This is a genomic window from Bacteroides sp. DH3716P (genome assembly GCF_025914115.1).
In the GTDB taxonomy this organism is placed as follows: domain Bacteria; phylum Bacteroidota; class Bacteroidia; order Bacteroidales; family Bacteroidaceae; genus Bacteroides; species Bacteroides ovatus.
In genome coordinates this window covers 2,996,537-3,013,314 of sequence record NZ_CP083673.1, presented here as the reverse complement: position 1 = coordinate 3,013,314, position 16,778 = coordinate 2,996,537, and the positions used below count along the sequence as shown (strand labels likewise).

General features: G+C 43.1%; 9 protein-coding genes. 1 reads left to right on the top strand and 8 read right to left on the bottom strand.

What is annotated here, in order from left to right; all coding sequences use genetic code 11:
* Positions 1-2: 2 nt before the first annotated feature.
* Positions 3-1,013, top strand: a complete 1,011-nt coding sequence (locus tag KQP79_RS11110) for a 2-oxoacid:ferredoxin oxidoreductase subunit beta (RefSeq protein ID WP_008776851.1) — start codon at positions 3-5, stop codon at positions 1,011-1,013.
* A 103-nt stretch (positions 1,014-1,116) separates the two neighbouring features.
* Here KQP79_RS11110 and KQP79_RS11105 read toward each other — a convergent pair whose 3' ends face one another.
* The 8 genes from KQP79_RS11105 to KQP79_RS11070 form a co-directional block, all read right to left on the bottom strand.
* A complete protein-coding gene (locus KQP79_RS11105; protein ID WP_008776850.1) occupies positions 1,117-3,117 on the bottom strand; it encodes a RagB/SusD family nutrient uptake outer membrane protein in 2,001 nt (666 codons plus the stop codon).
* Between the two features lie 11 nt (positions 3,118-3,128).
* A complete protein-coding gene (locus KQP79_RS11100; RefSeq protein ID WP_231106139.1) occupies positions 3,129-6,245 on the bottom strand; it encodes a SusC/RagA family TonB-linked outer membrane protein in 3,117 nt (1,038 codons plus the stop codon).
* A 12-nt stretch (positions 6,246-6,257) separates the two neighbouring features.
* On the bottom strand, positions 6,258-6,395 hold the full coding sequence (locus tag KQP79_RS11095) for a hypothetical protein (protein WP_231106135.1): 138 nt from the start codon (positions 6,393-6,395) through the stop codon (positions 6,258-6,260).
* A 1,418-nt stretch (positions 6,396-7,813) separates the two neighbouring features.
* Positions 7,814-10,267: a beta-glucosidase gene (locus tag KQP79_RS11090; protein WP_004311201.1), complete on the bottom strand. Its 2,454-nt coding sequence runs from the start codon at positions 10,265-10,267 to the stop codon at positions 7,814-7,816.
* 37 nt (positions 10,268-10,304) lie between these two features.
* Positions 10,305-12,512 (bottom strand): glycoside hydrolase family 3 N-terminal domain-containing protein, encoded by a 2,208-nt coding sequence (locus KQP79_RS11085; protein ID WP_004311200.1) that lies wholly within the window; start codon positions 12,510-12,512, stop codon positions 10,305-10,307.
* A 67-nt stretch (positions 12,513-12,579) separates the two neighbouring features.
* Positions 12,580-13,434 (bottom strand): DUF4886 domain-containing protein, encoded by an 855-nt coding sequence (locus KQP79_RS11080; RefSeq protein WP_004311199.1) that lies wholly within the window; start codon positions 13,432-13,434, stop codon positions 12,580-12,582.
* Between the two features lie 27 nt (positions 13,435-13,461).
* Positions 13,462-14,535, bottom strand: coding sequence for a DUF4886 domain-containing protein (locus tag KQP79_RS11075; RefSeq protein ID WP_264386633.1), 1,074 nt, complete (start codon positions 14,533-14,535; stop codon positions 13,462-13,464).
* 426 nt (positions 14,536-14,961) lie between these two features.
* The gene (locus tag KQP79_RS11070) at positions 14,962-16,755 is read right to left on the bottom strand and encodes a glycoside hydrolase family 2 protein (RefSeq protein ID WP_004311197.1); all 1,794 of its coding nucleotides are present in this window, start codon (positions 16,753-16,755) and stop codon (positions 14,962-14,964) included.
* Between the last annotated feature and the right edge of the window lie 23 nt (positions 16,756-16,778).

The window sequence follows — 16,778 nt, the reverse complement described above, 5'->3', positions numbered from 1 at the left end:
AGATGAGCGATAAAGTATATACCGTACAAGATTATAAATCAGGCCAACCTCGCTGGTGTCCGGGATGCGGTGACCACGCTTTCCTGAACTCACTGCACAAAGCTATGGCCGAACTGGGAGTAGCTCCGCACAATATTGCCGTCATTTCCGGTATCGGTTGTTCTTCCCGCCTGCCTTACTACGTAAATACGTATGGGTTCCACACTATTCACGGACGTGCCGCTGCTGTTGCAACAGGAGCAAAAGTAGCCAATCCAAATTTGACTATCTGGCAGATTTCCGGTGACGGTGACGGTTTGGCAATCGGTGGTAATCACTTCATCCATGCCGTTCGCCGCAACATTGACTTGAACATGATTCTGTTGAACAACCGTATCTATGGTTTGACAAAGGGACAATATTCACCGACTTCAGAACGTGGATTCGTCAGCAAATCATCTCCTTACGGAACAGTGGAAGACCCGTTCCATCCGGCAGAGCTGGCTTTCGGTGCCCGCGGACGTTTCTTCGCACGTTGTATTGCAGTAGATGGTGCCGCTTCCGTAGAAGTGTTGAAAGCAGCAGCTAATCACAAAGGTGCTTCTGTTGTAGAAGTTCTGCAAAACTGCGTGATCTTCAACGATGGAACTCATGCTTCTGTAGCCACCAAAGAAGGACGTGCCAAGAACGCTATCTATCTGGAACATGGCAAACCCATGTTGTTCGGTGAAAACAAGGAATTCGGATTGATGCAGGAAGGTTTCGGACTGAAAGTGGTGAAACTTGGTGAGAATGGTATCACAGAAAAGGATATTCTTATTCACGATGCTCACTGCCAAGATAATACGCTTCAATTGAAACTGGCGTTAATGGAAGGTCCTGATTTCCCGATTGCACTCGGTGTGATCCGCGATGTAGATGCTCCAACTTACAATGATGCTGTAATTGGACAGATTGAAGAAATCAAAGGCAAGAAGAAATATCATAATTTCCAGGAATTGCTAATGACTAATGATACTTGGGAAGTGAAGTAATTCACCACTTCAATCCATAAAATAATAAAGGCGTAGACAAGAGAATCAACTCTCTTTCTACGCCTTTCATTCTTTCTATCGTGTAACCTATATTTATATCAACCTATTCGAGAGCAGTGCCACCCACTTTTTCCGGCCAATACGGATTCTGATAAATAACAGAATTATCTGTACTATTATCAGGAGACGCAAGTCTCATTTCATTAATAGCAACCGGACTCAAATAGTTGGCTTTAGCCCAAGAATATCCATCATATACCTGATTATTGATTCTCACCTTGCTAAAAGGACGAATATACTTGAATGCTCTGGAGGAAATATTAGAAGTAGCATCATCCGGATCATCTTTTAAAGTAACGTCTTCCGGAAGTTCATAAGTTTTATAAGCCTCTTCCCAAAAGTTATACCCTTCAGGAATAAACTTATTAGTAAGTACGCCATCCCAAGCTCTCCAACGCACCAGGTCATCCCAACGCATTCCTTCGCCAATAAACTCGCAACGACGTTCGCGACGGATATTATATAAGGTAGCATCCACTTCATACGAACCGGGATGAGCGGCCAAATCCGTCTCCTTATTCATATCGGTATTGTCAATGGTTGTCTGGAAATTGCCTGTAATGCCTGCCCGATTGCGTACTGCATCCCAATAGCTTTTCGCTTTACCGTCTACCTTATTATTACGCAAATAGTAGGCTTCCAGATAATTCAGATAAGCTTCAACACCACGAAAGATAATGCACCCTGTAGTCGATTGCGACTGACCGGAAATAATCTGCTTATTATTATATGTCAAGCATTTCCGAATCCGATACCCGGTATTATCAGATGTTTGGGCTTCCAATGATATAATATTAGGTTGTTTGAATTCTTTAAGTGCAGGTTCTTCTGTCGAACTGGATGGAAGCAAATCCTTCTCGCCCAAAACAAACATTTGCAGACGCAGATCACGATTCTCTTTCACATCCATGATAGTTTTGTCACCTTTATATTCATCTCCTGCTGCATAATAGGGAAGTCCGTCTTTCATGACAAAACAGTCTACAAAGCTCTTCAGCATACCATTATTACCTCCAGTAAAAATATAAGCCGGTGTGCCATGCGTGATTGACACGCCACCACCATTCATATATTGCTTCCAGAAAAGAACTTCGGAATAACTACTCATATCTTCTTCCGCAAACATCTCGAAATATGGATTCCAGCCAACAATCCCCGGTATGTTTTTCGGATTGGTCAGACCGGTATTATTGGTCAAAGTAATATCATCAGCCACCTGTTCCGCTGCTTTCATAGCCTCATCCAGAAAGAAATTGATTTCATTATCCATGTTCGTGGAGAAATCGGTATGTATTCTCTTACCCGGCCAGGTTGCATCCCCCGGCACACGCCCTGTTCCCTTATGATACTTTTCAAACGTAGCCTCATACAAAGCAACGCGCGACTTTATCAATAACGCGCAATTCTTTGTTAATCGCGTTTTGTTTCCTGAAATATCATCCACCATATATTTGGCGGCGGAATCGAGCTGATTGATGATAAAACGAGCAACGAGATTACGCGGCTGACGAACAGATTTCTCTGTCAAAACAGACTGATTATCCGGCAATACTTCGGTTATAATTGGAAAATCTCCGAATGATTTCAGTTTACTGTAATAAATCCATGCACGGATAAAGTACATTTCGCCGACATAGTGAAGAATCTGTTCACAATTGCCCTCAATCTTGCCTGCCTCGAATTTAGGAAGCACATTTTCGAAGAAATAATTGCAATAGCGAATTTGAGTAAAATCCCAGCCACCTCCAGTATTAGGAACACGCCACTGACCTTTCTCAAAATAGGTGGAAGAATATCCTCCGGCTACCATATTATCTGTATTCTGGTCATTGTTCACTGTACCGACTCCATATCCACCATGCGTTGAAAAGATGTTGTTGTACTGCGAAATACTATATGCAACCAAGTGGTCCGTCGTATTAAAATACTCTTGCGGAGTCACCTGATCCAGAGGCGCCATATCCAGAAAATCATTACAAGATGTAAGCGACCACGTAGCTCCTGCCATCAAGATTGTTTGTAATGTAATATGTTTCAGTTTCATAAGCCTTAAAATTAGAAGTTAACATTTAAACCTACCGAGATGGTGCGCTGCAACGGATAGAGTTTACCATTATTCGCATCATAAGTGCTTTCCAAAGCCTCCGGGTCGAAAATCTTGGACATATGAGAGAATGTCAACAGATTGTCACCTGACACGTATACTCGAACTGAAGACATTCCGGCTTTATTTGTCCATTGCTTGGGCAATGTATAGCCTATCTGAACATTCTTAATACGGCAGTAAGCTGCATTCTGAATATAGCGGCTCTGCACTGCCATGTTTCTCGAATCACTTTTCAATACGCGTGGATAATAGGCATTTGTATTAGCACCCAACGGGTCACCCTCCGGACGCCAGAAGTCCCAATGTTCCTTAAATCCGGTAGCCTGCCATTCGTCCACTCCATTGGCTCCCCAGAAATAGGGGCCGCTCAACACATAATCGCGCTTGGCCACTCCTTGCAGAAATATGCGGAAATCGACACCTTTCCATGCTGCATCCAACGTGATACCATATTTAAATCGAGGTGTATTATTGCCCAAAATCACACGGTCACCGGGTTTCTCTGTGGTATTTTCACCTGTCGAGATCACTCCATCGCCGTCTACATCCTTATACATGATATCACCTGCTCCCCACTTGCTTCCCAAAGAAGACTGATCCACTTTGGCCAAGTGAGCGTCCATCTCTTCCTGTGATTGTGCGATACCTACCGTTTCATATCCCCAGATTTCTCCTTTCATCATTCCCGGATAATATGCTTCGGAAAGTTTGTTGTTTTCATTCGGATAGCGAGTGATTTTCTGTTGGTCATCGGCTAACGTAAATTTAGCACCATAAGAGAAATCACCAATCATATCTCTCCACCCCAGTTCCAGCTCAAAACCATAGGATTTCATATCGGAATTGTTGATTTTCGGAGGAGTAGCACCCAGTACGGAAGACAATTCCGGAGCCGGGCCAATCATATCATACGTCCAACGCACAAAGTAGTCGAACGAACCGGTCAAGCGATTATTAAACAGCCCCCAGTCCAAACCGATATCCCAGGTTTCAATCGTTTCCCAAGTCTTCAAGCTGGAGACGATACCGGGTAGGCTTGCATAATTCGGTCTTTTTCCATTCACCAACCAGTTATAATCAGTGCCTTGTGGCATCGTCTGATAGAAAGGATACCATGCATCCTTAGTATCCGTATTACCCAACTGCCCCCATGAACCTCTTAATTTCAATACATCAATATGAGCTTTATCGGCTATATTCCTGAAGAAATCTTCACGTGCTATATTCCATCCGACTGACAATGACGGGAAAAATCCCCAACTCTTGTCATTAATGAAACGGGACGAACCGTCATAACGACCGTTCAACTCTATCAGATAGCGTTCTTTATAATTATAGTTGATACGCCCGAAGAATCCGGCTACCCCATTGTGTGCATATCCACCGGAAGTAGTAGGAGATTCCGTTGCTGTATTCAGTGTAGGCACAGAATTGGAGATCAGCGTATTCTTCTGCCCCGACAAACTTCTTGTCTTATACAACTCCGCATTAAAACCTGCCATCACTTTAAAGTAATGACCGCTTTCATATTGTTTAAAATAATCGGAATAGATATTCGTGCTGTAATAATTCTCTTTATAATTATATTCGTTCACAACGGAACTGCCGGCTCCATAACTTCCCCATGGTATAGAATACGGATTACCGTCACCGTCATGAGAGAAGATAGGTAATACTTCCCAATGTTCATTTTTGTTTTCCGTTCTTAGAGCACCCTCGATATTAATTGTCCAGTTCTTGACCGGTTCAAACACAAACTGCAACTGTTGAGTATTCAAGTCTTTCTGGTTGGTTTGTCGGCCACCATCCTCCAATTCTGTAATTTCCACACCATTCATGGGATAGCCATTAGGATCGTAAGCCGGACAGGTGGGCCAGCGGCGAGCGATATTATGGAAGAATAGCCCGGTCAGATAAGAGGGTCGGTCAAAGTCCTCACGTGTCCATTTGGTAGAATAGTTCACTCTGAACCAATCTGTGATCTGCGCTGTAATGGTGCTGTTCATTGTATAACGTTGCAAATTATCTTCACCATGCCGCAACAGACCGTTCTGGTCCATAAAACTACCGCTCAATGAAAATTGGATTTTCTCATTACCTCCCGAAATACTTAGATTATGTTCTTGAGATGGCACCCAGTCATTGTAGAATTCTTTAAACCAATCCGTATTGGCATTCGCTCCGCCATAATTGTTCCAACGGTTATTATTCGTATTCAGTGTTGTGACGGATGTTATCTTTCCCTCCTGATAATCTTTTATTTTCTGTAACTGCTCGGATGAGAACGGAGCCTCACCGGATCTGCCCGCATTCTCTGCGGCACGATTAAAGTACTGTGCAAAAGTATATGAGTCCATCATTTCAGGCACTGATACCGCGTCGCTGAAACGGACATTTCCATTATAACTGACTCTGGCTTTACCCGCTTTCCCTTTCTTGGTCTGAATCAGAATAACACCAAAAGCAGCACGCGCTCCATAAATAGAGGCAGAAGCAGCGTCTTTCAAAACAGAAACCGTTTCTATATCATTCGGATTCAACGAATTAAGATTACCTTCGATACCGTCAATCAACACAAGTGGAGACGACCCGGAACCATCACCGATTGTTCCTGCACCACGAATATTAAAACTCATCGAACCATCCAAGGCTCCACCTTCACTTCCTACCGTGAAGTTCAAGCCTGGCACTGTACCCTGTAGGGCCTGCGCCACATTGGTTACAGGACGTGCAGCCAACACTTTCGCATCGACCATACCTACCGCACCGGTTACATTTACTTTTTTTTGTGGTCCGTAGCCTACAACGACTACTTCGTCGAGCTGTTCCGAATCTTCTTTCATAACGATATTAAGGGGTGTCCCATCAGCTTTCACGGTAATAGTTTTATAACCAATAAACGAAAGTGAGAGAACTGCTCCTTTGGGGGAATCGATAGAGAAGCGTCCGTTGAGATCAGTAACAGTACCTGTGGCAGTACCTTGCACCTTTACAGAGACTCCAATAAGAGGTTCTCCGTTTTCATCCACTACAACACCTGTAGTCTTTACTTTTTGCTGCTGTATATCAGCAGTTTCCTATGTTTCATTAGTATTAGCTACTGCTTGCATAGGTTGTGTGCACCATAACAATAAAGTAGCAACTGCTGCTATTTTCAGGCAACGTGTTCCCCGTCCTTCCATAAAGGCCGGGCATCGGTTAGTTTTTCTTGTCATACTTTAATTTATTCAGTTAGACATTAGTAAGTTAGAATTTCTAAGGTTTTATGGTGCCTTCATATATTATTTGACACCATGTTTCAGGCAATTTGTGTGTTTAGTTTTCCATAGGCTTTTCTATTTTTATCTTAGGTTAATACTTGCCAGAGTTCTTAACGAACTTGGTTTTACCTATGCTTGGAAACACAACTTGGAAGGACATTTTAGATAAAACAGTCATCCATACACTCGCACCGCTTTGAGTTTGAGACGATTTGTATGTAAATTGCTATATAATAAATACTTATTTTGATACCAAAGGCAAGTTGATAAAACTGTTATCCCATTTTGTTGCCAGAAAACACAACAATCCAGCTATCCCGTTTTAAAATATTTTAGTAGATTTACTTGCGTAATATTTCATTTTATTCTACTTTTGCTTCACCATAATGATATTCTAAACGATTCTTTTGTTGTTATTAAGAATTAAAAATAATAAGGCATTCGTTTTCATATCAAAATAAAACCAAGTTCGTTAAGAACTCGGTTTTCATTTCTCTCCTTCTCTAATCGATATTGCAATATACACTACTCATTTCCTTTGACTAAATAACACCTATTTATCAATATCATTAACTTTATGGATAGAGAACTGATGATAAGAAGCTATTTTAACAGGTACTTATTTATAAATAAAAAATGGAGAAGGATGGAGAAAAGGGTAGAAAACTGGAACCAGGTTCATAGCTATAAACTCAACACTAAATTTCTGAAAACGAATATACAACTATTAAGAAGCATTTAGAAGGTTCACAGGTTTCACCTTCAGCTGAACAGCTATGAGTCAACGGTTTACAGTGACATAAAGCACAAAATACAGAAGAAAGTATCCTTCACCTCCTTCACCATGTAGAGTCTTTCATATAGATTAAGGACATATATATCCAATATACAGGGCATATATGCGCAACGTGTTGGATATATATGTCCAACACGTTGCGTATATATACTCTACAATTCAGGTATTAATATCCTAGAGATAGAGTATTAGTGTCTGATTACTTAGGTGCTAATTTCCGGTTGACGGCAGTTTTATTTTGTTTTAAACCTGCAAACAGTTTGTTTCAAGCGTATGAAACAAATAGTTTCCCGCCTTGAAACAGATTGTTTACCGGCATGAACAAGACATTTGATGCATGGATTCTACAAATTACTACATAGTCTTCTATAAATATGCCAAGATTCTTACACACGAGACAGCGTGTGAGATAAAGGTATCTTACACACATCTGCAACCGTATCTTGCACTGCATAAAACAATTGTATATCAGCTAATTGAATCCGATTAGTGTAAGGTGCAAGATGTTTTTGCATTTTCAAACTTTATAGAGTCGATTAAGTTTTAATTATTTATTTGTCAGTTCACTATTCAGTAATTATAATTCAATCGCAGCCTTTAAAGGTAATTGATTGGAAGCCGGACCGACAAGAATCTCAAATACCCCCTTTTCTACTACAAAGCGGTGTTGATTCATATCGTAATAAGAAAATGCGTCTTCATTCAATACAATAGAAAGGCGTTGTGTCTCTCCTTTCTTCAAGAACACCTTATCATAGCCTTTCAGTTCTTTCAAAGGACGGGGAACGGAAGATTCTACATCATGCACATATACCTGGGCTATTTCCGAAGCATCCATTTTTCCTGTATTCTTTATATCAAAGCTAACCGTCACCTGATGTTCACCGGTTTTCTCCACAGCTAAATTACTATAAGCGAAAGTAGAATAAGACAACCCATAGCCAAATGGATAAAAAGGTTCTTTACCCGAACGGTCATATCCCCGATAGCCAACAAAAACACCCTCTGAATAATCGACACGTTTAATTTCCGCTTTCAGATTCTCATAATAGCTGTCATGCACCGGATTATCTTCCCATTTCTTTTCGATAGAAATCGGCAACTTACCACTCGGAGAAATCTTTCCAGTCAATATTTCGGCTATTGCCTGTCCACCCTCCTGTCCGGGATACCATGCCATCAAAATCGCTTTTGCAGCCTCATGCCAAGAGGTAAAGTCAACTCCACCGCCAGCATTTAACACTACTACCAGATTCGGATGCAGAGAAGCTACTTTCTGAATGAATAATTCCTGATAATGTAACAGAGCAAACGGGCGATCGAACCCCTCTCCTTCTGTATTGCTATTGAAACCAGTACAGAATACAACATTATCCACCTTTGCCAATCCTTGACGAAGTTTCTCTTCATTCAGCCTGGATGCTTTAAAACGGATAATTGCTGAAGAGATATTATCAAAAAACTCGATTCGGAAGCTGTATTCTTTACCTGCCTCAACCGGCAGTTCCACTTCACGGCTTGAATATGAATGATTACCCCAGTCGCCTGTAATATGCTTATCATTCACAAACAGGCGATAACCATCATCGCCACCAATGGATAGTTTTAATAATCCATCCTTTTGAGACATATAACTGGCTGTCCAACGGACAGAAAATCCATCTTCCGGAAAACCTTCCAGTGGTGCTCCATATTGCCAGTCATAATCAACTGATGCTTCTGTACGAATGACCTCCGGTTGTCCCGAAAGCGTTTTATTCTTAAAATATTCGGCTTTAAATCCTTTCGTCTGCCGAGCGGCATCCGCGTAAAATTCATGAAGAATATCCTCATAAATCACATCGTCCGTCAACAGAACGAGGTTCTTTTTTTTCAGTTTTTCCAGTCCCTCACTAACAGATACCGTAGAAAATGGAGTTACAAAACCACTTCCACCACCCGTAGGAATGCGGTCGGCATTGGGCCCCATCACAGCAGTCTTTCCTTTCAAGGGGAGTAGATTTCCTTCATTCTTCAGTAAGACTACACCTTCGCGTGCCAGTTCTAAAGCAGCCTGGCGGGAAAAAGGATTATCCTGCGCGATGTTACTGTCTTTCTGTTCCTTATCCAGCATGCCGTAAGCAATCAAGGTCTGCAAGATATGCTGCACTTTCAGATTGATGGTTTCTTCTGTCACCGTACCGTTTTTGATAGCAGGTATAAGATTGTCGACATTCATAAAACGTCCTTTCGGCATTTCAAGATCAAGTCCGGCATTAGCGGCTCCTACGGCAGAATATACGGAAGTCCAGTCCGACATTAAGATACCTTTAAATCCCCAGAGATTACGCAAGATATCAATATTCAACCATTTATGTTCGGTAGCATGGACACCGTTCAGAAGATTATAGCTGTTCATTACAGCACTTACATTCGCTTCCTGTACAGCTTTCCGAAAGGTCGGAAAATAAATCTCGTGCAAAGTACGTTCGTCTATGTCCGAACTGGCATGATGACGGCTCCATTCCTGATTATTAGCTGCAAAGTGCTTGATGGTGGCAATAACTCCTTCCGATTGCACGCCTAGGATATATTGTTTAGCCGTTTCACCCGTTAAATAAGGGTCTTCGCCAAAGTATTCAAAGTTACGTCCACACATAGGAGCACGGTAGATATTTACTCCCGGTCCGAGCAGTATATTCACTCCTCTGGCTTTGGCATCCTGTCCCAATCCTTGCCCCAGTTGATAAAGCAGACTCCGGTTCCAGGTAGAAGCGGAAAGTATTCCGGAAGGATAGAGAGTGCTCTTGGGGGCATGATTACGAATTCCCTGCGGTCCGTCCGCCAGTTTTATTTCAGGAATCCCCAGACGGGGGATTGCACGAAGCGAGAAGCTGGTATATCCGGAGATATACTCTATTTTCTCTTGCAAAGTCATTTTAGATACAATTTCCCTGGCACGTTGTTCGGCTTGGGGAGTGATTGTCTGCGCACAGGTTAATATGCTCCATGCAAGCATACATAAACCTATGCCTCCTATTTTCTTTTTCATGGTGATTTTGTATTAATATAGCATTGTTAAAAACCAACTAGTCTATCAGTTCTATTTTAACGGTCTGTCCCTGTACCAAAATATGATATTCTCCGGCTTCAAGGAACCGTTTACCATCCTCATTGACAAAACCGAAATCACGTTCCAGGTCTATGTCAAAACGGAAAGTCTTCGTTTCTCCGGCTCTAATCAACTGTTTTTCAAAGTGTTTCAGTTCTTTCACCGGGCGGGTAATCGAGCAATACGGATCGGATATAAACCAATGAACAGTCTCTGCTCCATCGCGAGCACCGACATTAGTGACAGTCACTTCTACAGACAATCGATCGCCGCGCTTCACTTTAGTAACAGAAGGGGTAACGGTGCCATACTTAAATTCGGTATAACTTAATCCATGCCCGAACGGATATAACGGATCGCTTGTTATATCTTTATAGAATCCTTGATGTCCACGTCCGCTCTTGCGGCGATTGTAATAAATAGGAATTTGTCCCGTTGAATAAGGGAATGTCATGGCAAGTTTACCGGATGGGTTGATACGTCCTGATAATATACCGGCCATCGGCAACGCGCCATTCACACCCGGTTGCCAGATTTCCAGTATAGCATCGGAAATTAGTTCCAGACGATTCAATTCCAACGGACGTCCATTCACCAATACCAGTACGATAGGCTTTCCGGCTTTCTTCAGTTCTGCGGCCAGTTCTTCCTGAATCTGCGGTAATGCGATAGAAGAACGGGAAGCATTCTCCCCACTCCAGGTCATCATCTCACCCAAACAAAGAACAACTACATCAGACCAGCGTGCAGCTTCCAATGCTTCTGCAAATCCTTCTTTGTTATCTCCTTTCGTAGCACAGCCTGCTGCATAACGCAATTCAGCTTTTCCTGCAAATTCAGTAGCCAGTCCATTATAGAGCATGGCAACATCCGTATCTTTTCCATGACCACACCAGGAACCCAACAAGTCCCAACCATTTTTTGCCATTGGTCCTATCACGGCAATCTTCTTTTTATCAGTCAGCGGTAATGTTTTGTTTTCATTTTTCAGCAAGACCATGGATTCCGCCGCAAGCCGGGCTGCAATATCCATACTTTGCGGACGGAAGAAACGTTCTTTCTCACTTGTTGCGGGAGTATAAGGACGTTCGAACAGGCCGAGACGGAATTTCAAAAGTAGAACACGACGTACAGCTTCATCTACTTGAGCTACCGATACTCTGCCCTCTTCTACCAACTCCTGCAAATGGCGGTCGTAAGCATGAGACATCATATCCATTTCAAGACCGGCAGTAAACGCATGCCAGGCTGCTTCTTTTTTGGTCGCTGCCAATCCCTGATTTTTCAACTGTTCGATGGCTCCCCAATCGGAAACAATAAATCCATCATGCCCCCAACGTTTCTTTAATATCTCGGTCATTATGTAAGGATTGGCCGAACCCGGCACACCGCTGATATCATTAAAGGAACTCATCAGTGTTGCCGCACCTGCTTTCACACCCATCTCGTAAGGGAGCAGATAAGTATCCCAAAGAGTTTGTTTGGATATCTCGGTATAGACATAGTCACGCCCGGCTTCGGATGCCCCGTAACCTACATAATGTTTCAGACAAGCTGCCATACGGTTTTCTGCTGACAAGTCATCTCCTTGATAACCTTTGACGGAAGCTGCACCGAATACCCCGTTTGTATAAGGATCTTCACCATAACCCTCTGCCACACGTCCCCAGCGGGGATCACGAGCCACATCAATCATCGGTGAGAAAGTCCAGTCCACTCCCGACATACGCGCTTCCTGTGCAGATACAGCACACGCCTGCTCTACCAAATCCGGATTCCAGGAACAAGCCTGTGCCAACGAAATAGGATACACGGTACGGAAACCATGAATTGCATCGTAGCCGAAAATAATAGGAATACCCAGACGAGACTCTTCCATTGCTTTTTTCTGCATACTATTACGCAGTGCGGGATTTGTTTCGAAGTAAATCAGAGAACCGATTTCTGCGGGCACTTTCTTCACTTCTTCACCTACATTATTCACATTGTTATTCCGTCCCAGGGTATATTGATTAAGCTGCATCACTTTCTCTTCCAAAGTCATGCGGGATAGGAGATCATTTACGCGTTTCTCTATCGGAGCCTTCGGATCTTTATATAGTGCAACATCTTTTTTATCTTTTGCCGAAAGGGTGCATATAGAACCTAGCAAACATAATCCGTAAACCAATACTTTCTTTCTCATCGGTGTTTTCGTCGGTTAATTAGTATATAAATATAGCTTTATCAGACAGCCACAACATGGCTTCTTTTTATCGTCTTTCAGATAAATCAGTCACCTTATACGGATGCTTCACTGCTGCATGAGCAGCTTTCTGGGCAACAGCTTTTCGAGCCTCATCCAGGCTCTCCGGGGCATAAGGATTTCCGATTACATTGCGTTTGAAGATACGTTCGAACCAAGTGCAGGCAGCAGTATAACGTCCGACTTTCACATCCAGATGATGTCCGTCCCGGTTCATATGATCGCCAATGAAAGAGGTACGGGCATTCTGTATGGCAGTGCCCGTAGGGATAATCATCTTAATCTTATATGCCTTACCTGCTTTTTTCACTGCATCTACAATTGCGTGATACATCGTCAGCTGATCGCGGTTGTAGTTTTTAAATCCACCGTGATTGGAAGTGGATGCATAGGCCCAAGTCTGGTGCAGCATCAACTTTGTTTTCTTGGGAAGACGGGCTTTTACATACTCTATGAGCTCGGGAAGAGAGGCTTCATACGTCTCATACATTCCGGAAAAAGTACTTGCCTGTTGCAGGCTGACATAATCCCAGTCTTCATCCGCCAACACCATTTCCAAAGACATCTTGCCTTTTTCCCGTTTCTTTCCATCCGTACCGATTTTCCGGTAGGCATAGGCAGGAGCATTTTCACGTGCATTCTTCACATGGCGTTCCAGAGAACAGCCACCAATAAACATATTGCCGATTATGGTTGAAATGCCTTCGGCTTCCGCAAGTTCATGCAGATATTGCTCAACGGCATCTTGGGAAAAGCTGTTGCCAATGGCAAGTATTCTGACCGTTTTTTGCTGGGCATATGCTCCTCCGGCAAGAAGGAGCAGTATGCACATACAAATCACTATATTTCTATATTGCTTCATTGTAATCAATATGATAAAAAACAAACCTTATTTCGCCAGGCTAATGCATAGTGCATTGATATGTCCTTCCGCGGCACTACCGGTATCAAGCCCTTTCACCTCGACAATGACCTTTCCCTCCGAATCCGGTTCTACATTCTCAAACTTGGCAATGTACTCCTCGAAGTTTGCGGCAGCAAACGAGGCAGCATCCTTGATACCTGTCTTCACTTCTTTAACCGCACTCTCCGTTTTACCTACCAATTTATAAGAAGAGATACGGGCGTCTTTGCTTCCATTGAAACGGATGGCTAAAATAGTGAAATTATATTTCCGGGCTACATCCAGTTGAGAGATTTCTATTCTTCCTGGACCTACATCACCCTGGTTTTTCTCTCCTTTCACTAACAAACCGTCTTTCCATGCAGTCAGAGGAAATTCCACGCCATCCACCGTCACTGGGCTAGCCGGTTCGGAACCGACTCCAGCATGAGTCGCAGTAAATCCGTCAAGCACTCTGACACCAATATTCGTATAATTGTTTTCCACATCTTTTATCCAGCTGGTGGTTGAACTTTCCTGATGAGAAGTTATATTATTCCACGGAGTGGCAGAAAGTGAAGTCGGACCGAAATCAATATAGATGGGGGCTTTCAAGTCGGTGTCAGATATCTCCGGTTGCTTGAAGTCAACCAAATCGGTCACTTCATCAGGTTTCTGCACAGCGTAATGGGCAGCATTTTGTGCAATCTTCACTACCTGCGGGTCAATCGTTTCGGGAGCATACGGGTTGCCAACAACGTTTTGTCCCGTAATCATCTCAAACCAGGTGCAGGCAGCAGTATATCGCCCGTAAGTAACCTCCAGATGATAACCGTCACGGTTGAATGCATCACCCAGGAATGAGGTGCGGCCGTTCTGTATGGCTGTCCCCGAAGGAATCAACAGGCTCAAATCCGTATGATTCGTCATAGCCTGTCGTGCAGCCGTTACGATAGAAGAATACATCGTCATCTGGTTGCTATCATAATCCGGGAAACTTTCATGAGTGGAACTGNTACAGATATTGCTCAACGGCATCCTGCGAGAAACTATTGCCAATTGCCAGTATTCGTATAGCATTTTGCTTTACGGTCACCGGAATTGTAGCAACTAGCGGTTTTGTATTTGTAGGACATTCGATAGAAATCGCTGTGCTACCATCCGCAACACCCGTAATAATAATGCTATTATTATCTTCGCTGACAGCTACTGTAGCGATGTTTGCATCTTTGGAAGTACAGGTATATTCCGGTTTCAGCTCTTCTTCACCACCAACCGATACGTTCAGAGTGACAGATTCACCAGTCATGACAGTGACTTCCTTAGAAGCAACCACCATCCAGTTTCCATCTACATATACTATTTTTTCTTCTGTCTGGGTTACAATCTTCTCCGAGTCCGAGCAGGAAACCAACGAACTGCCAACAGAAAATAACGTTACTAAAAAGAATAATCCGCTCAACAGAAAATTATTCTTTATTCTGAAATGCTTTATCATAAGTACTTTTAGTTATTTCTTTTTTTCATGTAATAATCTCTCATCAGATACCATGCCTTCTTGCGCATTCCCTGATCGGATATTAACCCTTTGCGGTTCCAGCCATCCTGATTAGTGGGGTGGAAACGGAACGGAGAACGGAAGTCGAACAGAATCCAGGGAGATACTCCACGCAGGTTAGGGATATTGTCGAACATACGGATATTGTCTCTATACAGACGTGCCTGATACTCTTCACTCCAGGAGCTGACTACATTCTCATCGCCGGACTGACCGTACAGTGCTTCACCACCAAATTCAGAAATAATCAACGGTTTGTCCGTCACTACTTCCCAGATTGCATCTTTCGGTTCAACAGGCCATGGATGATACCAGCCCATATATTTATTGATTGCTACGACATCCAATTGGGAAGTAAAGGAATCTTCCATTACAAAACGCTGTTTCTCACTGTTAAAGCGCACAAGGTCAAAAGCGGCGACATACAGACGGGTAGTATCCAGTTGTTTGCCTGTTTCAAGCAGGGAAGTCAAAAAATCATTCCGTTCTTTGGAAGGCTGTGTTTCATTGGCAACACCCCAGTAACCTACTGCACAACGATTCTGATCGCGCTTTATCATTTCAGAAAGCATCTTCTGTGCTTTCTTACGGGTATCTTTGTCTGTAAAGTCAATGCCTTGCCAAATAGGAATTTCCTGCCAGAGAAGGAAACCCATCTTTTCTGCCAAGCGTACCGTGTATTCATTCTGCGGATAATGTGCCAGACGAATCATGTTCACACCAAGCGCCTTAGCTTCATTCAGCAACATAGCTGCATCGGCTTCCGAGAAAGCACGTCCCATGCGCTGCGGAATCTCCTCATGGAAAGAGATGCAACACATAAATGTCGGTTTCCCGTTCAGGTAAATATCCGTTCCTTTCACTGTGATGTTACGGAAGCCTATTTGTTCCTCCACGCGGTCGGTACTTGAAGAAATGGCCACACCATAGAGTTTCGGTTCTTCGGGCGACCAGCGTTGCAGTTTCTTTGCATTCAATACGGTTTCCGCTTTTCCTTCCGCATCAGTGGTAAGTTCCGCATTGATTTTAAGTTCGGGGATGGCGACTGTCACCTTTTCACCTGCCTTTTTATCAGAAAGACGTACACGGGCAATGATCCGGTCGGGAGCATTTTTATCCAGTTGGATGAAGTAATCTTCTATAAATGTGCGGGGAGTTTTCACCAGCAACACATCTCTTGTGATGCCGCCATAATTCCACCAATCGAACGCCATAGCAGGAATGGCGTCCTTGGTACGACGATTGTTCACTTCTATTGCCAGGAAGTTATCGCCATCTTTCAACAGGTCCGTCACTTCTACTTGGAAAGGGGTGAAGCCACCTTCATGTTCTGCTATTTCTTTTCCGTTCAGGTAGACTTTGCAACGATAGCTGACAGCACCAAAATAAAGAAACTGACGCTTGTCTGCCAGACGTTTGGCATCAAAATGACGCGCATACCATACAGTACCCTCATAATATTTCAGTTCGGGCGACTGCGAGTTCCAGTCTCTCGGGACATTAAGACGCAAGCCGCCTTCGAATGCATATTCGTAGAAATCAGTATTTCCTTTCGGTTGCTGATTTTCATAGATTTTCATTCGTTGTCCCTGATCGTACAGGTCGATAATGGCATTCCATTTACCATTCAGTGAATGAATGTCACGACCGTAGACATTCGTTATCAGTTCTTGTGCCGCAACGCTTCCTGCAAAAGCGATCAGCAACAACAGACATAGATTTAATTTCTTACCTATTTTCATTTATCTATTAGTTTGTGGTATTT